Here is a 20756-nt window from a genome sequence, read left to right as displayed (position 1 = left end):
TAAATATTTGGTCGAATATGAATACATATTTATTCGGTTTGTTAATTATTTTAATTTGATTTTTATAGCATTGGAGAAAACATGGCTGGTTTGTTACCCCGTGTCCTCACAGTATTTTCCGGGTTGATATTATGCATCTCACTTTCAGGTTGCGGCGATGACCGTCCTGAAAAAATTGCGCAATATCAGCAATTGTCTCAACAACGAATAACTCAGCTTGGCGCCATGCTAGATGCTGGTGAATTGCGTAATGCCACTTTATTAAAGCAATACACGCAATTATTAAAAAGCAGCAAACCCGATTTGGTGCCGCTTTTAGATGAGTTAGCAAAAGATGCTGGCACCACAGGGCCAATGTTTCAATCGCTAAAACGACGCACAAGCGAGCTTTCTGATTCAGCCAACTTTATCGATTTAGATCAACAGCTCGAAGAAGCGCAGAACATTTATCAAGCTGCAGACCCAAGTCTCTATAATGACATGTTGTCTGATCCTGTTAACGTTGTAGCAGACTTATCTGGCGGTCAATTAGCACGGGTGAACTCAATAAGTCGTGAAGCCGCTGCATTGGCTAATGGCAGTGAAGATTTTGGTGCAGGTAGTCAACTCGTCGGTAACCCTTCATATGGTAGCTGGCAAACGAATTCAAGTGGCATGTCTTTTTGGGCGTGGTACGGCATGTACTCGATGTTTTCAAATATCATGAACCCAGTGCGTTATGATCGTTGGTCAAACAATCGTGGTTACAGCTATTACAATGACGTTGGTCGTTATCGCTACACGTCTCCAAAACAAGCAAGTGCTCAAAATCGCACTTATGAAAACACCAAGAAAACCTTTAACTCTCAGGGTAAACAATTTAATAGCCCGTACGCTAAATCCCGTACTGGCTCAACGAGCTTATCACGTCAAAGTACTTCTGCTCCCAAAGCAAGTACCACAGGCACTAGAAGTGCTAGCTCAAGTAAATTCCGTTCGACCTATTCAAAAGACAGCAGTTTTCGTAATTCATCTAGCCGCACAACTCGCGGTGTACGCCGAGGCAAATAAGGAACAATCATGACATTTTTAAGTGACTTCGGACTTACCCTAGACTTAGCGATTATTTTAGCTATCGACATTACCATTGCTGTAATTTTGTTAGCATTAATGCGCTACTTACAAGGTTGGAGTGTGCGTGTTAACAGCCGTGCAGAATTAGCAGACCGTGATAATTTTGCCTTTGGTGTTAGCACCGCTGGTGCAGTATTAGCCTTAGGCATTGTGTTAACTGGCGCCATTACAGGTGAAGCAGCAAATTCATACGCAATGGAAGCAATAGGCATGACCTGCTACGGCGTATTTGGTTTAGTACTAATTAAATTTGGCCGTTTTTTACATGACAAAGTGGCACTCAATGAATTTGATAAAAACAGCCAAATTGTTAATGGCAATATGTCTGTTGCTATCGTAGATGCGGCTGCTGCAATAGCAACCGCTATCATTATTCGCTCAGTATTAATGTGGGCTGAAGATATTACGGTTGACACCTTTATCGCAATTTTCACTGCATTCTTGATTTCTCAATTAATGCTAGTGCTGCTAACTCGATTCCGTGAACACCAGTACGCTAAGCGTAATCAGGGTGATTCAATGCAAAAGGCGTTAGAGCAAGGTCAAGTTGCTATTGCTGTTCGTCACAGTGGTTACATGATTGCGATGGCATTTACTTTTAATGCTGCAAGTCACTTTATCATTTATGATCCGACTGCTTATTTAATGAATATTGTCGGCTGGCTGACATTCTCAGTGATCATGCTTATCGCACTGTCAGTATTATTAGCCATCGTCAAAAAGTTAGTGTTAGCGCAAATTAACCTCACAGATGAAGTTGAAAAGCAGCATAACGTTGGCGTAGCAGCTGTAGAGCTTGCTATCAGTATTGGTATCGCACTTATTCTTGCGGCATTAATGGCTTAATTCGATGAATAATACTTTGCTTGAACATGGCCAGGAGGGCAGCAACAAGCAAAGCAGTCCTTCTAAACGCAGCTTAGCATGGTTCGATGATGCCCTTTTACTGGGCATCATGGCGCTACTTGCAGGCTGCGGTCTTATCTACGAATACCTATTATCTCACTATGCCGGCCGCATTCTTGGCGCACTAGAAGCTGCGATTTATACCATGATTGGCATTATGATCGTATCTATGGGTATTGGCGCTTTTGCCGCCCGTAAAATTCGCTGTGCGTTTACCGGTTTCGCCTTGCTTGAACTCACCGTCGCTTTTTGCGGTTCGCTCGCCATTTTAATCACAGCGGCCGTTATTGGTTTTGGCCAGCAATTACCCTTGATAATCGCCAATACATTAGGCCTGCCACCCGATCATATTCCTGATGGCGGTTTTATCGGGACACTACAAAATCTCAGTGAGTATTTACCTTATATTTGGGGCGTCATTTTAGGCTTGATGATTGGTATGGAAATTCCACTCATCGCTCGAGTTCGCCAATCCCTATCTGAAGAACACCTTCTCCATAATGCTGGTACCATTTATGGTGCTGACTACATCGGCGCTGGTGCAGGCGCTGCAATATGGGTAATGTTTATGCTCTCGCTAGACATTCAGTTAGCAGCAGCATTAACTGCCAGTGTTAACTTATTGGCAGGGTTTGTTTTTATATGGCGTTTTTGGCAACAAATTCGCTGGGCTAAATTGATTCTTATTGGTCACTTTGTTGCCAGTGGTGTACTGGTGCTATTGGCGATGCACGGCCCAAGTTGGGAACAAAACTTCAATAATTTATTGTACAAAGACAAGGTTGTTTATGCCGAAGCGACTCGTTTTCAGCAATTAACCTTTACTGAACGCCTACGTGGTAATGGCCAAGAACCTGTCTACTCTCTTTATATTAATGGCCGTTTGCAGTTCTCCAGCATTGATGAGCATATTTATCACAGCTTCTTAGTACACCCAACGATGGCAGCCAGTGCTAGACAAGACAAGGTACTCATCATTGGTGGTGGAGATGGGTTAGGCCTTAAGCAAGTGTTCAAATGGCAACCTAAGTCGGTCACCTTAATGGACTTAGACGAGAAATTAGTCGAGTTATTTGCAGCCCCTGATGAAAAAATGCCAGCCCATGTCAGCCAAGCTATGCTGTCACTTAATGGCAATGCGTTAAATGACCCGAGAGTCAACTTGGTATTCGATGACGCATTTAATGGCGTAGATAACCTGATTAAAGAGAATCAGAAGTTTGATGTCATCATCGTGGATCTTCCAGATCCAAGTCATCCCGATCTCAACAAACTATACTCTGATTTATTTTATCGAAAGCTCGCTGAATTATTGAGCGCCGATGGTGCGATGACAGTACAGTCTACCTCGCCATACCATGCGCAGCAGGCATTCATTTCTGTCGGAAAAACCATAGAATCGGCTGGTTTTACCGTACAGCAATATCATCATAATGTGCCAAGTTTTGGTGAATGGGGCTGGAGTATCGCAACGCGCGCAGGAAAAGATGCCAAGTCTCGTTTAGCCCATAATCAGCCACTGCCAATAGAAGAAGACTGGTTAACACCGGGCTTAATTCATGGTGCTTTTGAGTTTCCTGGCAACTTTTATGACGATAAAGATAAGATTAAGACCAATAAAATTGGCTCATTACAGCTTTACCATTATCACTTAGCGTCTTGGTCTGATAACCAAGGGATGAATCTTTTTTAATCTAATAAAGAATAGTCTTGACATAATATGTCTAAGTGCTATCTTTGAAACCTAAGACATAATATGTCAATAAGGACAAATATGAATATCCATAAGATTGCTAACCACTTAACTGAACTAGGCGATGAGAGCCACACAGGGTTGAAGTTTGATTGTTTCCCAATTGATGGTGATGTTGAGGTGTTACAAGTCAACGTTGCTGGTCGCGAAGAGTTACCAGTATTTGTATCAGTAACTGACAACCAAGTTTTGTGTATCAGTTACTTATGGGATGAGAGCGAAGTGAAAGAAGAAACTCGCACTCAAATGTTTGAAACCATGTTGGAGTTAAACATTCCAATGCCACTATCATCGTTTGCAAAAATTGACGATAAATATGTGGTTTACGGTGCACTTTCAGTCACCTCAAGCATGGAAGAGATTGAACAAGAATTATCAGTATTGTCTGATAACTGTTTAGAAGTCATCGACGAACTCGTCGAATTTTTGAAGTAAGGAGCCACACATGGGCATTTTAAATAAAATTTTAACGGCGTTTCGCGGCGGTGCTAATGAAGTCGGCCAAAACATTGTCGATGCAAATTCTACCCGTATTTTTGAACAAGAAATCCGTGATGCAGAAAAGCATTTAACCAAAGCTAAGCGTGAATTAACTGACGTAATGGCGAAAGAGATGCAAGCTAGCCGTGAAGTTGACCGCTTAAAGCGCAGCATCACTGAGCACGAAGGTTACGCTACACAAGCGCTTGAAAAAGACAACGAAGCTTTGGCTATCGAAGTTGCTGAAAAGATTGCTCAACTGGACCAAGAACTCGCTGACCAAGAAGCCGCTAACGCAAGCTTTTCTGCTCATGCCGTTCGCCTTAAAGATTTAGTTAAAAAACTGAACGTCAGTTAACGGATTACCAGCGTCAGCTAAGCATGGTGAAAACCACTGAAAGTGTTCAAAAAGCCACTGCCACGATTACTGACTCATTTGCGTCAAGTAACTCGAAGCTAATGAATGCAAAAGATTCTTTAGAGCGCATCAAAGCACGTCAGCAATCATTCGATGATCGCTTACAAGCCTCTGAAGCATTAGCTGAAGAAAACAGCGATAAGTCATTACATGCCAAGCTAGCTGAAGCAGGCATTGGTGAGCAAAAGTCTAGTGCTAATGCTGTTCTTGATCGCCTTAAAGCGAAAAAAGGTTAATTAAGCTATGGGATTTCTAAGTGGCCTTTTCGGCAAAAAAGAAGCCCCAAAACGTCAGCTTGACCATGTGAACAAGCTACTCAAGGGAGACATGATCTCCCTTGATGATAGCTTTGCTTTACCTGAGCAACTACGTGGGCAGCAGCTTAAAGTTGAAGAAGTCCATACTTATGAGTATGAACGCTCTCAGCAATGTGAGTGGTTACTTAGAGGCCACAGCGGTACTGCAATTTATCTCTCGTATCATCAAGAAGATGAGGCTTACTTGAGTTTTTCAATCAAAGTAAACCGAGCGGTGGTAGAGCAGCTGTTTGACTTGGAGCAGTTTAGCCAAATATTTGAAGAACCTGGCAATGCAGAGCTCACGACACTTTCATTGTCGAATGAGTTAGATAGCGAATACGGACGTTGGCTTGCTAGCGCATACCATCAAGTAGAGTTTGGTTGTTTTGGATACTTCCACCGTGAAGATTATCGTGGCCAAAAACCACCTCAAGATGATAGCAGCCAACATCGCGGAAATGCCTTTGAAAGCTATTCTTTAGTCAATAATGAAGATTCTCAGGCTGTCGATATTGAGGTCTACGAAGGTGGCGATACCGATGTCATGTTAACACTGTACCGCCCAGTAACTGACATTCGTGAGTTTTGGCCAGCGAGTTAACACTGGCAGTATAAAGGAGTAACACCTGACATGAGTAAAGGTAAATCATTACCAGATACATGGATTAAAAATCAGCAAGCAGCAAAAGCGACACAAGTGGCTTTTGACCTCGATGAAAAGTTTCAATACTTAATTCGTAAAGCAGCGCTAGATGCAGGTGTTAGCCCTTCAGATCAAATTCGCTCAATCTTAGGCTTAGAAGTGACTAAACGCCCTAAGCGCCCAAGGTTAACAGTGTCATTAAGCCAAGATGACTATGCAATATTGGCACACAGATATGGTTTAGAAGCTGATGCTCAGCTAGAAATCAAAAAACGTGTGCTAGATGATTTAGTTCAATTTGTTGATGAATAAGCACTACAACCAAGCTAAACGCAAAACACGCCCTTTGGCGTGTTTTTTTATACCTTTAGATTGTCTCTAAAAGGTTACATTGTTAGCATCACCACAACGCAATATTCTCGAAACGGATTTTACTATGATCGAAAAAAACGTTGGTCACTAAAAGCATTAAATGGCCCGAGCCCTTTTGACTTAGCTATGATGATCCTGTCGCTGTTCTCTGTCATCGTGGTGCTAATCCTGACATTTGGAAACGTTGACGCAGAAACACGCAGGCTATTACTGTTTATCGATCTCAGTATTTGTATGATTTTTATGTCGCGTTTTTTTTACGGTCTCATAAAAGCCAACAACAAAAAATTCTATCTTCAACATCATTGGATTGACTTCGTTGCCAGTATTCCCGCCATTGAAGCACTGCGTATTGCGCGTGTATTCCAAATTCTTCGGGTTATACGCTTAATACGTGTTAGTCGCACCTTAATTATTCCACTGATTAGACAACGCAAACAAACCACTTTAGCGAGCTTGTTGTTAGCAATGGTCTTCATTTTAACCACTGCCTCTATTGTCATCTTATTGGTTGAAGCAGGTACTGAAGGCGCTAATATAGAGACCGCTGAACAAGCCATTTGGTGGACCTTGGTTACCATTTCAACCGTGGGATATGGAGATTACTACCCTGTAAGCACTGTGGGGCATGTCGTTGGCGCCCTTGTTATTATGAGTGGCGTAAGCTTTTTTGGTGTGATATCGGGCTACATGGCCTCAGTCTTTGTCGCACCAGATGACCATGAACGAAGCGAGAATAATAAGAAAGAAATTAAATTTGAACTTGAAAAAGCCTTATTGAGAATGGAAGAAAATCAGCAGCAAATGGAGCAAAACCAGCAAGTCATGTTAGCTGAAATCAGTCGATTACGGGAAGAACTTAATCAACAAAACAAGACTCGTGAATAGCGCAAGTGACATAAAAAAACCTATCGTAATGATAGGTTTTTTTGGGCGCTAATCCAATGCTTACCAATAAGGCTGATTATTAAGCGCGCTTTTACGTGAGTGCTCCATTGCAAAGAGTAAACTGGCTTCTTTGTCTTGAAGCCAATCGCTGATATCCACTTCACTTTGCTCAGTTAATTTAGCTAAAAGCTGATAGCAACCTAACGTTTGAATACCTAATGCCAGATCTTGCCATGGCGCTCTAAATGCTTCTCGATCATCAGATTGGTACAGCTCGCCATAAGCAAAACCGACCAAAATACTTTCATCTAACCCTTGTGCGACTTGTTGATAATCTAAACTGTCCATTGCCGCAGATATTGGCATTAAATCAACAATTTTTTGCCAAGAGTCCTGCTGAAGATGATTAGCAAATAAACCTAATTCGGGATAATCAACTAATTGGTGGCTCCCATTCGCGGTTTTTAGTAACAACTCAACCAGTGCCAATTGTAATTGGCCGTATTCAGGCAGTTGCCATAAACAGCTTAATCGTTGGTTTAAAACCAACTCATTGACGCTTTGCTGCACGAGTGGAATGATTTGAGTTTTATCGATGCGTTTGCCCAGCAACTTTTGTGGCTCATCGAGTAATAAGCTCAAACTTTGCAGTGGCTCGATAAATTGTAATTTTTGTTCAATCACATCAAACTGGGTTAATACATCGCTATTAAGTAAGCCAAATTGCATCAAGGTTAATCTTAATAACCTGACACATGCTCTGAGCTGGCTCCATAATTTTGCTTGTTGAACAATATCATTGGTATCAATAAGTAAGGCTTCTATAACCTGCCAGCGCTCAATACCAGTTTCAAGTAACACCTCTAATGTTTTAGATAAGCTTTTATCAGTAGGCAAACAAATATAATCAATCTGTTCTAGTGCTATGGCTGGCAGGTGTCCTGCTAAATGATAGCCGCGTTGCGCTTTACTCGCCTTACCTAAACGGACAGGTATATGCTTAGCAACTTCAATTGCAAGGTGCAGTAACGCCGATGTCTCTCCAGCCAGTAATTCAAACTCAATCTCGCAAATCGGATCAACCTCTCCATTTGCGATCACTTTTCCAACATCAAACGCCACTTCAACTAAACTGCCTTCAATGTATATGTGCCATGCCTGACGGGTAAAGTTCGTTTCAAATACGCAGGTTAACTCAGCTTGTAGCGCATCAATATCCGCTTCTTCAGGCCATACTTCTTTCGGAAAAAGCGCCAACTCGGGTGTATCTTGGGAAATCGGCACATTATATTCAGGTCGAGAGTGAATCCCCCCGAAACTGTTCCAGCTGTTTTAATGGTTTGCTCGGTGAAATTTTCACCCTTTCTGATACGCAAGCCCATTTTCCAGCTGCGAAGTTGTAACTTGGCTGTATCAAAATATTTATTTGTTAAACTTGTGATATTTTGTGGTGTTGAATCACTCATTCCGTTAAGTAATTTAACAAGCAAATCATTGTGTTGCGACTGCATAAACAGCTTAAGTTCAATCTCTGCGTCCATTGACTTTCTACTCATCTTGTCATTAAATCTTCATCAATGCGTCATAATAAATTCACAATGTCACATTTCTGTCATAAAAATCCCTTAGGATTGCGCAACTCAGTTCTATATACTGAGCCGTATTAACTGTAGATTAAATTAAAAACACAGTTTCATTATGCGGACGCTTGAGGTAACATGCGCCCGTTTTTCCAACATTGGAATCATTAAATAGGTTAACCGCAATGCCAGTAAACTCTATTTTAGGTGTGTTTGCAAAATCACCCCTTAAACCATTAGAACAGCATATAGATAAAGTGCACGAATGTGCATCTTTACTCGTACCATTCTTTGAAGCAACCACTGCTGGAGATTGGGATAAAGCTGTAAGTGTTCGTAAGCAAATTAGCTTATTAGAAAATGACGCTGACGCGCTAAAGCGTGAAATCCGTCTCACCCTTCCTAGTGGGTTGTTTATGCCAGTTGAGCGTACTGACTTGCTTGAGTTGTTAACTCAGCAAGACAAAATTGCCAACAAAGCTAAAGACATCTCAGGCCGTATTATCGGTCGCCAATTAGTGTTCCCTCAACCAGTTCAAGCACCGTTTAATGCTTACCTCAAACGTTGTTTAGATGCTGTCTCTCTTGCTAAGCAAGCAATTAACGAACTCGATGACCTTCTTGAAACAGGTTTCCGTGGTCGTGAAGTCGAATTAGTAGCCAAGATGATCAATGAATTAGATCTAATTGAAGCTGATTCTGATGATTTGCAGATCCAAGTACGTCGTTTACTACTAAGCTTGGAAGCAGATTTGAATCCTGTCGATGTCATGTTTATGTACAAGATCATCGAATGGGTTGGAGGCTTGGCTGATCTAGCTGAGCGTGTAGGCTCTCGCCTAGAGCTAATGTTAGCTCGCAGTTCATAACTAAAAAAGTTATCAAGGAAACAACATGGTTGATGTATTAGTCACCAATGGCCCAATGCTAATTGGTATTGCGGCTGTATTTGGATTTTTGATGGCATGGGGTATTGGCGCGAATGACGTTGCTAATGCTATGGGTACCTCAGTAGGTTCCAACGCCATCACAATCAAACAAGCAATTATTATTGCAATGATCTTCGAGTTCGCTGGGGCTTATTTAGCCGGTGGCGAAGTTACCAGTACTATTCGTAAAGGGATTATTGACGCTAGCTTCTTCGTCGATTCACCAGAACTTCTGGTTTACGGCATGATCGGCGCACTACTCGCTGCGGGTCTATGGTTAGTTGCGGCATCAGCATTAGGCTGGCCAGTATCAACAACTCACTCAATTGTTGGTGCGATTGTTGGTTTCGCTGCAGTAGGTGTAGGTACTGAAGCGGTTGAATGGGGTAAAGTTGTTGGCATTATCGGTTCATGGGTGGTCACACCTGCGATTTCCGGCTTTATTGCTTTCATGATTTTTCAAAGTGTTCAAAAGTTAATTTTTAATACTGACGACCCTTTAGCTAATGCAAGACGTTACGTTCCTTTCTATATGGCACTTGCTGGCTTCGTTATGTCACTTGTTACCATTACTAAAGGTCTAAAACATGTTGGTCTACACTTCTCAACCGTTGAAGCGTACGGCTTAGCAATTGCTGTTGCTATTGGTGTTGGTATTTTCGGTAAAGTCGCTATTGGTCGCTTAAACATGAGCACTGATATTAATCGCCAAACTGAATATGCAAACGTTGAAAAAGTCTTCGCAATCTTAATGGTTGTTACAGCATGTTGTATGGCGTTTGCTCATGGTTCAAATGACGTTGCTAACGCAATTGGCCCATTAGCTGCAGTTGTATCTGTTGTTAATAGTGGCGGTGCAATTGAATCGAAAGCAGCACTTGCATGGTGGATTCTTCCTCTAGGTGCTATCGGTATCGTAATGGGTCTAGCTATCTTTGGTAAGCGTGTCATGCAAACCATTGGGAAAAACATTACTCATTTGACTCCAAGCCGTGGTTTTGCCGCTGAATTAGCTGCTGCATCAACCGTGGTAATTGCTTCTGGTACTGGTTTACCCATTTCAACAACTCAAACATTAGTTGGTGCGGTATTAGGTGTGGGTATGGCACGTGGTATTGCTGCAATTAATATCGGTGTAGTTCGTAACATCGTTATTTCTTGGGTAGTAACGTTACCAGCCGGCGCTGCATTATCTATCTTGTTCTTCTTCACCATCAAAGGTGTATTCAGCTAAGATTGCTGAGATAGATAGCCAAAATAAAGCCAGTCCTTGTGACTGGCTTTTTATTGCCTAAAACAAACCGAACAGATGATGGAGCATAAAAAAATCCACCCAGTTATTAATTGATGACACTTTTGCAGCAATTTACACGTAAAAGTCGTCAAAAAATCAGTAATCCCGCTTATTTAAATAAGACTTTGCGGTTCTTCCTTGCAATCAAGACAGTAAATAAATAGCATGACGGATAGTTCTAATGGTATGGAAAAATAACGTGTTCAGAATGCTTACAATAGTAGCTTTGCTACTGCTCTCAAAAGGTTTAATGGCTCAGACGCATTACATTACTGACGATGTGTTTATTTACATCCACGGTGGTCCAGGTACCCAATATCGTATTTTAGGCAGCATTGAGGCTGGTCAAACGATTACCTTATTAAATGAAACTCAAAATGAATACAGTAAAATTCGTGATCATAAAAATCGTGAAGGCTGGGTAAAGTCTGAATTAATTGAAACAGGAACGAGTTTACGAAATCGCTTACCGCTACTAGAAGCTGAGTTAGCAAAAACTAAAACCACCTTATCTCAACTTGATCAAAGTTCAGAGTCTGTTGCTCAGGAACTGACATCAGCTAACAATCAGATTGCTTCTTTACAGTCTGAATTATCAAGAGTGATAAATGAGCGTGATAGCAGTAATCAACAACTGCAATCAATGAAAGATAACGCCCAGTCAAAGATGTGGCAGCAAGGTGCAATGATTGCCGGTTTAGGCGCCTTGATTGGTATTATCTTGGTTTACTTGCCAAGACCACAACGCAAACAAAAAAGCCGCTGGATGTAAGTTTTAACGGCTAAATGAAATCTATTGCTCCAGGCTTATATTACGACAAGCGGCTCGACTAGATTCAATCAACGATTAAACCAGTGCTTGCACTGGTTTTTTTATTTGTAGACAGCATGAGACTTTTGCATTGCTTATTGTCTCCTGCTTGCCTCTGGTAAATTTCTATTAAAAATAGTTATCTTGAAACTTTCCACCTTACATTTCACTACCATTATTCCTGTTCAACGGGTTGTACGACCAAAGTCCTCTGTACCAAAACATGCTATCGGGTGATAGTAACTAACACGCTAAAAAGCCGTAAAGAAGCGAGCTTTGATATCTTGCAGCGCAAAGTAATTGATTGTCTTTTAACGTGTTTTAGCAGGCCTCAATGAACTCAACTCTGATGCATTTACCTAAAAATGTTGATGGGATCTTAGCCATTATCATCCGAATTATTGAGCATAAAACAGTCGACACTTTTATTTACAATCACATTTCTTTGCAAACATTGCTCAATGTCACATTTTAATATTATAATCGCCTCGATTTTCGTACATTGTATACAAAATAAAAAATATCATAATAAAACAACTTGTTTACATCAGGTAGTAAACAGCTAAAGACGGAATGAAAATTATGTTTAAAGCTAGTGAAGTACTAAACGGCCATTACGACAATGCCAGCCTAGATGAGCTATTCTCAGCCATAACAAATAATTACATCGTTGATGAAGAGCAATATCTTACTGAACTCTTGAAGATAGTACCGTCATCTGACACCGATATTAAACAAGTAACGAATCGAGCCCATGAATTAGTCACTAAAGTTCGTCAGTACGAAAAGAAAGGCTTAATGGTAGGCATTGATGCCTTTTTGCAGCAATACAGTTTAGAAACACAAGAAGGCATTATTTTAATGTGTCTTGCTGAAGCACTGTTGCGTATTCCTGATGCAGCGACTGCCGATGCGTTAATTGAAGATAAGCTTTCTGGTGCTAAGTGGGATTTACACCTTAAGAAAAGCGATTCATTGTTAGTCAATGCATCCACCTGGGGATTAATGCTTACAGGTAAAATCGTTAAGCTCGATAAGAATATTGATGGTAAGCCAAGCAGTTTATTAAATCGACTCATCAATCGCGCAGGTGAACCTGTTATTCGTCAAGCCATGAATGCCGCAATGAAAATCATGGGTAAGCAATTTGTTTTAGGGCAAACCGTTCAAGAGGGCCTTAAAAACAGCACAGCTAAACGTCAACAAGGCTATACCCACAGCTACGACATGTTAGGTGAAGCCGCATTCACAGCTAAAGATGCACAAAAATATTATCTCGACTACAGCAATGCCATTCGTCAATTAGGCGCTCAGTCGTATGAAGAATCAAATACACCTTTACCGACTATTTCGATCAAGCTTTCAGCTCTTCATCCGCGATATGAAGTCGCCAACGAGGATAGAGTATTAAGCGAGCTTTATGACACTGTGATTAAACTTTGTGTTCAAGCGCGTGAGCTAAATATTGGTATTTCTATCGATGCAGAAGAAATGGATCGCTTAGAGTTATCGTTAAAGCTATTTAAAAAGTTGTATAACGCTGAAGAAATTAAAGGATGGGGATTATTAGGTATTGTCGTCCAAGCTTACTCTAAGCGTGCTCTGCCCGTTCTATGTTGGTTGACGAAGCTTTCTCGTGAACAAGGAGATGAAATCCCATTACGTCTAGTAAAAGGCGCTTACTGGGATAGTGAATTAAAATGGGCTCAACAAGCAGGCGATGGCGGTTACCCACTATTTACCCGTAAAGCAGGTACTGATGTGTCATACCTTGCCTGTGCAAGATACTTATTGTCAGAAGCCACTCGTGGAGCTATTTACCCACAGTTTGCCACTCATAATGCACAAACTGTAGCCAGTATCAGTGCGATGGCCGGTGATAGAAACTATGAATATCAGCGTTTACATGGCATGGGCGAAGAGCTTTATGACACCATGCTTGCTGAAGCTGGCGCTAAAGCTGTCAGAATTTATGCACCGATCGGTGCGCATAAAGATCTCTTACCATACTTAGTCAGAAGACTACTTGAAAATGGTGCCAACACTTCTTTTGTGCATAAATTAGTTGACCCTAAAACCCCTATTGACAGCTTAGTGGTTCACCCTGTTATCACACTCAAATCCTATAAAACTTTAGCCAATAATAAAATCGTCTTGCCGGAAGATATCTTCGGCGAAGAACGTAAAAACTCTAAAGGACTCAACATGAATATCATCTCCGAATCCGAGCCATTTTTCACAGGAATTGAAAAATTTAGTCAAACTCAATGGCAAGCTGGCCCATTAGTTAATGGCGAGACGCTAACGGGTGAAACGATTAATGTTGTCAGTCCTTTTGATACTAACCAAGCTGTTGGTAAAGTGGCCTTTGCAAATAACCAAGCCGTTGAATTAGCACTAAGCTCCGCTCAAGCATCGTTCCACAGCTGGAGCCACACTCCAGTTGAAGAACGTGCCAACGCTCTTCAAAAACTGGCGGATTTGCTCGAAGAAAATCGTGAAGAGTTAATCGCACTTTGTACCCGCGAAGCGGGAAAAAGTATTCAAGACGGGATTGATGAAGTCCGTGAAGCCGTCGATTTTTGTCGCTACTACGCCATTCAAGCTAAAAAAATGATGGCTAAACCAGAACTACTCCCTGGCCCAACGGGTGAGCTAAATGAATTATTCATTCAAGGACGTGGAATTTTTGTTTGTATTAGCCCATGGAACTTCCCTTTAGCGATTTTCTTAGGCCAAGTAACAGCAGCACTTGCTGCAGGTAACACTGTAGTTGCAAAGCCAGCTGAACAAACATCAATTGTCGGCTATCGCGCAGTACAACTAGCTCACGAAGCGGGTATTCCGACTGATGTTTTACAATTCTTACCGGGTACAGGCGCCACGGTAGGCGCAGCAATTACCTCTGATGAACGTATTGGTGGTGTGTGTTTTACAGGGTCAACAGGCACTGCAAAATTAATTAATCGTACTTTAGCAAATCGTGAAGGCGCAATTATTCCATTAATTGCTGAAACTGGTGGCCAAAATGCCATGATTGTCGATTCTACTTCACAGGCTGAGCAAGTGGTTGCTGATGTTGTTGCTTCATCATTTACCAGTGCCGGACAACGATGCTCAGCGTTACGAGTGCTGTTCTTACAAGAAGATATTGCCGACCGTGTGCTTGATGTCATGCAAGGGGCAATGGAAGAGCTCAGTATTGGTAACCCTAGTTCAGTTAAAACCGATGTAGGGCCTGTGATTGATGCAACAGCTCAAGCTAACCTCAATGCGCATATTGATCATATCAGCCAAGTGGGCAAATTGATTAAGAAAAATCAACTTCCTGAAGGCACAGAAAATGGTTACTTTGTTGCACCAACAGCGGTTGAAATTGATTCAATTAAAGTACTTGATAAAGAGCATTTTGGACCAATACTGCACGTTATACGTTACAAGGCTGCCAACCTTGCAGAGGTAATTAATGAAATTAATAGCACAGGGTTTGGGTTAACCTTAGGGATCCACAGCCGTAACGAAAGCCATGCACTGAATCTAGCGGATAAAGTTGATGTGGGTAATGTGTATATCAACCGTAATCAGATTGGCGCTGTCGTCGGTGTACAACCTTTTGGTGGCCAAGGTTTATCTGGTACTGGCCCTAAAGCAGGCGGACCGCATTACCTTACTCGCTTTATCACTGAGAAAACACGTACTAATAACATTACTGCCATTGGCGGCAATGCGACATTATTGTCTTTAGGCGATGCGGATTAATCTTATTCAAAGATAAGGTTGACTGTCTAAGTCTTCATTTAAAAGCTCGCCACAGTGCGAGCTTTTTTTCCTACGAATTTATGTTCAAATTAGCATCGCCACGCTGAGTTTTTGCACTCAATTGTTAACCCAATTAAACAAAACATAACGAACAATGTAAAAGTCGCCAGAGAAGCAAAGAAGTCTAGACGTCTAGATTGACACTGATTTATAGATCTCCTATGCTTGCCAGAACTTAAGAAGTCATCATAATACTGATTATTAATACAGAGCTTGCTAAAGTAGCTTTGAACTTCGAAAGACTAGAACACTGCAGTTTTGACACTAAATAAACAATAAGAGAGACAACCTTGACGACACAACAAACAACAACGAGCCCAGCCTCCTTTATTGCTTTATTGCCTCTATTTGCTTTTCTTGCATTATTTATTGGCGCGGGCGTTTACTTTCAAAGCCAAGGTGTAGACTTTGCGTTTTATCAACTACCAAGTGTAATCGCCATTTTACCAGCGATTATTCTGGCGCTTCTGCTTTCTAAGCAGAAACTAAACCAATCTATTGATACCTTTATTGCGGGTATCGGCCATAGCAATATCATTGCAATGTGTCTTATTTATTTGCTTGCTGGCGCATTCGCCTCTGTTGCAAAAGCAACGGGCGGCGTTGATGCAACTGTTGCTTTGGGGCTTTCGATGATCCCATCTAGCATGTTGCTTCCAGGTTTTTTTGTTATCGCCGCCTTTATTGCAACCGCAATGGGTACATCAATGGGCACCATTGCCGCCGTTGCACCTATTGCTTTAGGCGTTGCCGACCAAGCACAAATTGATTATGCCTTAATGGCGGGTGCTGTTATGTCTGGCGCATTATTTGGTGATAACTTATCGATTATTTCTGACACTACAATTGCTTCAACTCGCACTCAGGGTTGTGAGATGAAAGATAAGTTCCGTGAAAACTTAATCTTTGCCTTGCCTGCATCGATAATTACATTGGTTTTATTTGCTTTTGCAGGCCAAGGACAAGCAGAAGTTGCGCCACAAGAAATCGACTTAATCAATGTCATTCCTTACTTAACTATCTTATTTTTAGCTGTCGCAGGCGTAAACGTCTTCGTCGTGCTAACTGTCGGTATATTGCTTGCTGGTGCAACTGGACTGTTTATCGCCGATTACAGCGTTATCCAGTTCGGTCAAGATATCTATGCTGGTTTTACTAACATGCAAGAAATCTTCATTCTTTCAATGTTAGTTGGTGGTTTAGCTGCGTTAATGCAACAACAAGGTGGCTTGAAGTTTGTTAGCGAGAAAATCGAAGCACTGATTAAACGTTTCTCAAAGGCAAAAGGCGGCACTTCAACCCGCGCGGCAGAATTAGGGATGGCAAGTATTGTTGCAGCAACCAACACTTGTGTTGCTAACAATACCGTATCGATTGTTGTCGCCAGTGATATTGCTAAAGAGCTTGCTCAAAAGCATGGTGTTGCGCCTAAACGTGCAGCAAGTGTACTGGATATCTTTGCTTGTATTATTCAAGGCTTAATTCCACATGGCGCTCAAGCACTACTAATAGCATCGACGTTTGCCATTAGTCCACTTTCTGCAATTTCAAATGCTTGGTACTGCATGATCTTAGCCGTTGTTGCTATCGCTATTGTAATTTTGCGTAAGCGAGCTTAATCAAAACTATCTAATACACGTCAACAATACATCTTTAAAGCCTGATATCGCTGCCGCAACGCTGGAGCAATATCAGGTTTTTTTCGTTATTTTTGCTGATTAAAATACGTAAACAGTGATATTCTGAGTTAAACATTTAGTTAACAATGGCCCCATGTCAAGTTCAATCGAATCAAATAAACATTACGACCTTCATTTAATGATTATTTTCATGTCGTTAGCGACGGCTGTGATCAGTGGACTAGGAATTGGAACCGCATTAATCGCTGAAGTGGCACGATTGGGCGTCAGTCCGTTAAGTATACGTGCAGACACCTTGGGCGATTATATGACCTCCCCTTTAGCAATCGTTTATAATATGGGCTTGGTCATTGGTGGCGCTTGCTTAATGCTATCTATGTTAGCTCGCTATTATGTTTTTGAGGACTTTTATAGCCGTACAATCACCGTAACCGGGGCGACATTAGGCGTGCTCATTGTGTTAATTGGTATCTTTCCGATCAACTTTTTAGAACAACATCGGTTCTTTTCTACCGGATATTTGATTTGCACCTTTGTGCTACACAGCTTTTGTTTTATTGATTATTTCCGCAAGAGTAGCTCTCTTTCCGCATCCTTATTTGCTTTCAATATCATCGGCCTGATTTTTTCAGTCGCACTGATGTATTTACTGAATTGGTCTACATTGGATTTTGACCCATGCTCTCATAAGGCTCATGAAATTTGTTGGGTCTCACTGGTCATGTGGGTGCTCACTCAAGCCAATATTTTATGGTGTGTACTGCTTGGATTAACTATGCGAAAAATGATAAAAACGCAGCAGCGCCAGCTCTCTACACTGACCTTTGCGAGTAACTAGCCTTGCCAGTAAACATGCGTTTAGAACAATATCTAGCTCATTGCGGCGTCAGTTCACGTCGCCAGGCTCAGCGCCTCATTGCGGCAGGAAGAGTGACATTTAATGGTCAATTAGCTAGCCCTCTTGATAGGGTCAATGCCAACGCTATCAATCCGAATATTTTATTAGACGGCGCCCCTATCGCTCCCATCGAAACCAAGCAATATTGGTTGTACCATAAACCGGTTGGTATTGATTGTCGTTTATTACCCGATTTACCTTCCAGCCTGATTCATATTCTACCAGCAGCCCCTAGACTGTATCCTGCTGGACGATTGGATAAGGATTCCCGTGGTTTGTTATTGCTGACTAATGATGGTGAGCTTACCCATAAATTAATGCACCCAGACTACGAGCATCAAAAAGTGTATTTGGTTACTGTAGATCGAGACTTTTCAGCTGAGTTTATTGAAAAAATGGCAAATGGGGTGAGCTACAAAGACGTCACCACTAAACCATGCGATGTAGAAGCAGTTTCAATCAACCAATTTAAAATCACACTGACTCAAGGGCTGAATCGTCAGATCCGAAGAATGGCTAAGGCCTTAGGTTATACTGTCATTGATTTGGTCAGATTAAGCATGATGAATTGTGAATTATTAGACTTGCCAGAAAAACAAATGCGGCCATTAGAGGCCGCAGAAATTAGCTTATTAAGGCATCAACTTAAGCTGTAGATGCCTGTTAAATAAGACTTGCTTAATGGACGATTTCCATCTCTTCCAATAAGTTTTCAGCATTATCTAAGTACTTCATCACCCATAGCATATAGCGGCTATCAACTTGAATTGAGCGATTAGTTTGTGGGTCGTAACCCCAGTCGCCAATAATTGATTCATACACACCATCAAATAACAGACCGACTAATTCAGCACGGCCATTTAGTGTTGGAGAGCCAGAGTTACCACCTGTGGTGTCAAGCGTCGATAAGAAGTTAACCGGAACAGAATCTAACGATTTAACGTAGTAATCGCCATATTGTTTGTTTTTGATTAGCTCAAGCTGTTTAGCTGGTGCATCAAACGGATCTGCACCAGTGTCTTTAGCAAGGATACCTTCTAAGCGAGTAAATGGCACTGCAACTAGTCCATCTTGTGGGCTGTAACCTTTCACATTACCTACAGTCACACGTAAACTTGAGTTAGCATCAGCATATACTGGCTTACCTAACTCTTTATTGTACGCGATGATTGCATCCATATATTGAGGGCGCACCTTCATTAAATCACCAGCAAGTTGTTTACGTGCCTTTTCTTGCTTCATTCTTTCATCATAAGTGCTAACAGCATATTGAATAAACGGATCTTTTGACTTTTTAAACTCAGCAACAGACTTATCCATCCACGCCAATCGAACCGCTTTATCTGAAAGTTCAGTTTTGGCATACATCTTATCAAGGGTCTTGCTCAATTTAGCGTTATCGGCACTTTTACCAATAGCGAATGCTTTATCAAATGCTGGTAAGCGATCAGCTTGAGGTAATGCTGCGTAACGGCTCATTAAGTCTAATAACATTGCTTTATCAACACTGGCAGCATATCGACGCTCAATACGCTCCATACCAGAAGTAAAGCGAGTCATATCTCGCTCTTGATACCCAGGTTCACGATCCATATCAGCCAGCGTTTTCTCGTTCGCTAAGCGATATAAACGTTCAGCTGTCGACATCATTGAACTGTAACCCATATAGCTCATGATTAAATCGCGCTCTTGCTGTTGCTGGCTTTGCTTAATTAGCTTATCCAGTTGTGCTAAGACTTCGCCATATTGTGATTTACGCTTACTGTCAGCCTTTATCCACTGCGACAGTTTTAACTCTAGCGCTTTACGATCATCAAGCATGGTCGACTTGCCATAAAACTCAATCATTGAGGTAAAGTTTTTCGCATAGTTAGCTAACCCAGCGATAGCACTCTCATACTTAATTCGTTCATCACTGCCTTCTGGCGCAGTCTCTTTGATGATTTCAATTAGGCGCTCACGAAGTACTTTCCCTTCTGGGTAAGCCCATTCAAATTGGTTTTCAACTTCATTAGCAGTGCGGTAACGATTAGTGCGACCTGGATAACCAGCAACCATTACAAAATCACCGTCACTAACCCCTTTAGCAGAGACTTTTAAAAAGCTTTTAGGCTCATATGGAACGTTATCCTTACTAAAGTCAGCAGGCTTACCGTCTTTACCTACGTATGCGCGATAAAAAGAGTAATCTCCCGTGTGGCGAGGCCACATCCAATTATCGATATCACCACCATATTTACCAACACTACCCGCTGGATTATAGGTTAAGCGAACGTCACGAATTTCCATTTGTTTCACAAGGTAATACTCTAGACCACCATGAAAACTATAAACTTTACAACGATATCCATCTTCAGCTTCACATTCAGCAACTAATGCTTTTTCTTGTTGCTCGATACCTTTATAGAACTCATTACCGACTTTATTCATTTGACCTGACTTCACTCTATCAGTCACATCAGTTACCGCCTCGGTAACATAAATTCGTGAACCAGGGGTTGCTGGCAATTCCTCTGCGTAAGTTTTCGCTAAGAAGCCTTCTTTTAGCAGGTTTTTTCAGGGGTAGAGTTGTATTGAATTGAGCCATACGCACAATGGTGATTGGTTACAACCAAGCCTTTAGGAGACACAAATGATGCTGTACAACCACCAAGGCTTATCACAGCATTCATTGGAAATTCCGTTAACTTAGAGATTGATTTTGCATCAATTTCTAACCCTTTTGCTTTAAGTTCATCAGCCATTGCTGGTAATTGATAAGGTTGCCACATCCCCTCATCAGCTTGTGCAGAAAAAGATGCCAAGATTGCGGCACTTAATAACCATTTTTTCATGTTGTTAATTCCATTTGATTCACAATAGTGAGTGTGTTGTTTGTTATACCTATTTAATAGCAAAAAGATGAACAAAAGC

The 20756-nt window shown here is 41.5% G+C and carries 15 protein-coding genes and 3 pseudogenes; 16 read left to right on the top strand and 2 right to left on the bottom strand.

The annotated features are described in order from the left end of the window. Positions 1 to 81 precede the first annotated feature (81 nt). The 8 genes and pseudogenes from ACGEDC_RS12285 (at position 82) to ACGEDC_RS12250 (ending at position 6872) form a co-directional block, all read left to right on the top strand. Positions 82 to 1050: a hypothetical protein gene (locus tag ACGEDC_RS12285; RefSeq protein WP_394493500.1), complete on the top strand. Its 969-nt coding sequence runs from the start codon at positions 82 to 84 to the stop codon at positions 1048 to 1050. A gap of 9 nt (positions 1051 to 1059) precedes the next feature. Next, positions 1060 to 1959: a DUF350 domain-containing protein gene (locus tag ACGEDC_RS12280; protein WP_055022624.1), complete on the top strand. Its 900-nt coding sequence runs from the start codon at positions 1060 to 1062 to the stop codon at positions 1957 to 1959. Between the two features lie 4 nt (positions 1960 to 1963). After that, a complete protein-coding gene (locus ACGEDC_RS12275) occupies positions 1964 to 3712 on the top strand; it encodes a polyamine aminopropyltransferase (RefSeq protein ID WP_394493497.1) in 1749 nt (582 codons plus the stop codon). 81 nt (positions 3713 to 3793) lie between these two features. Further along, positions 3794 to 4207: a YjfI family protein gene (locus ACGEDC_RS12270; RefSeq protein ID WP_055022625.1), complete on the top strand. Its 414-nt coding sequence runs from the start codon at positions 3794 to 3796 to the stop codon at positions 4205 to 4207. Between the two features lie 10 nt (positions 4208 to 4217). Beyond that, positions 4218 to 4906: pseudogene (locus ACGEDC_RS12265) on the top strand (PspA/IM30 family protein). Positions 4907 to 4913: 7 nt separating this feature from the next. Beyond that, a complete protein-coding gene (locus tag ACGEDC_RS12260; protein ID WP_055022627.1) occupies positions 4914 to 5570 on the top strand; it encodes a hypothetical protein in 657 nt (218 codons plus the stop codon). 30 nt (positions 5571 to 5600) lie between these two features. Next, on the top strand, positions 5601 to 5924 hold the full coding sequence (locus tag ACGEDC_RS12255) for a hypothetical protein (protein WP_055022628.1): 324 nt from the start codon (positions 5601 to 5603) through the stop codon (positions 5922 to 5924). Positions 5925 to 6011: 87 nt separating this feature from the next. Then, positions 6012 to 6872 (top strand): ion transporter, encoded by an 861-nt coding sequence (locus tag ACGEDC_RS12250; protein WP_394498330.1) that lies wholly within the window; start codon positions 6012 to 6014, stop codon positions 6870 to 6872. 60 nt (positions 6873 to 6932) lie between these two features. Here ACGEDC_RS12250 and ACGEDC_RS12245 read toward each other — a convergent pair. After that, positions 6933 to 8383: pseudogene (locus tag ACGEDC_RS12245) on the bottom strand (inorganic triphosphatase). A 254-nt stretch (positions 8384 to 8637) separates the two neighbouring features. On the opposite strand from ACGEDC_RS12245, the gene ACGEDC_RS12240 reads away from it, so the two are divergent. The 8 genes from ACGEDC_RS12240 to ACGEDC_RS12205 all read left to right on the top strand — a co-directional run bounded on the left by ACGEDC_RS12240 (position 8638) and on the right by ACGEDC_RS12205 (position 18499). After that, complete coding sequence (locus ACGEDC_RS12240) at positions 8638 to 9321, top strand: TIGR00153 family protein (RefSeq protein WP_055022631.1); 684 nt, start codon at positions 8638 to 8640, stop codon at positions 9319 to 9321. A gap of 25 nt (positions 9322 to 9346) precedes the next feature. After that, positions 9347 to 10615: an inorganic phosphate transporter gene (locus ACGEDC_RS12235; RefSeq protein WP_055022632.1), complete on the top strand. Its 1269-nt coding sequence runs from the start codon at positions 9347 to 9349 to the stop codon at positions 10613 to 10615. A gap of 310 nt (positions 10616 to 10925) precedes the next feature. Further along, positions 10926 to 11447, top strand: coding sequence for a TIGR04211 family SH3 domain-containing protein (locus ACGEDC_RS12230; RefSeq protein ID WP_394493493.1), 522 nt, complete (start codon positions 10926 to 10928; stop codon positions 11445 to 11447). A gap of 373 nt (positions 11448 to 11820) precedes the next feature. Then, positions 11821 to 11961 carry a hypothetical protein gene (locus ACGEDC_RS12225; RefSeq protein ID WP_156669182.1) on the top strand — a complete coding sequence of 47 codons (141 nt, stop codon included), beginning with the start codon at positions 11821 to 11823 and terminating at the stop codon, positions 11959 to 11961. A gap of 107 nt (positions 11962 to 12068) precedes the next feature. Beyond that, on the top strand, positions 12069 to 15245 hold the full coding sequence (putA, locus tag ACGEDC_RS12220; protein WP_394493490.1) for a bifunctional proline dehydrogenase/L-glutamate gamma-semialdehyde dehydrogenase PutA: 3177 nt from the start codon (positions 12069 to 12071) through the stop codon (positions 15243 to 15245). Between the two features lie 350 nt (positions 15246 to 15595). Continuing rightward, entirely contained in the window at positions 15596 to 16924 is a 1329-nt protein-coding gene (locus tag ACGEDC_RS12215) for a Na+/H+ antiporter NhaC family protein (RefSeq protein ID WP_394493488.1), read from the top strand. A gap of 211 nt (positions 16925 to 17135) precedes the next feature. Continuing rightward, positions 17136 to 17783: a hypothetical protein gene (locus tag ACGEDC_RS12210; protein WP_082972416.1), complete on the top strand. Its 648-nt coding sequence runs from the start codon at positions 17136 to 17138 to the stop codon at positions 17781 to 17783. 14 nt (positions 17784 to 17797) lie between these two features. Further along, a complete protein-coding gene (locus ACGEDC_RS12205; protein ID WP_394493486.1) occupies positions 17798 to 18499 on the top strand; it encodes an RNA pseudouridine synthase in 702 nt (233 codons plus the stop codon). 22 nt (positions 18500 to 18521) lie between these two features. On the opposite strand, the pseudogene ACGEDC_RS12200 reads toward ACGEDC_RS12205, so the two are convergent. Continuing rightward, a pseudogene (locus ACGEDC_RS12200) lies at positions 18522 to 20677 on the bottom strand (S46 family peptidase). Positions 20678 to 20756: the final 79 nt, after the last annotated feature.

Origin of the sequence: Shewanella sp. ENK2, from assembly GCF_043568515.1 — a bacterium.
In the GTDB taxonomy this organism is placed as follows: Bacteria; Pseudomonadota; Gammaproteobacteria; order Enterobacterales; family Shewanellaceae; genus Shewanella; species Shewanella japonica.
Note: the sequence above shows the minus strand (reverse complement) of the source record. Positions and strands in the feature narration are given on the sequence as shown.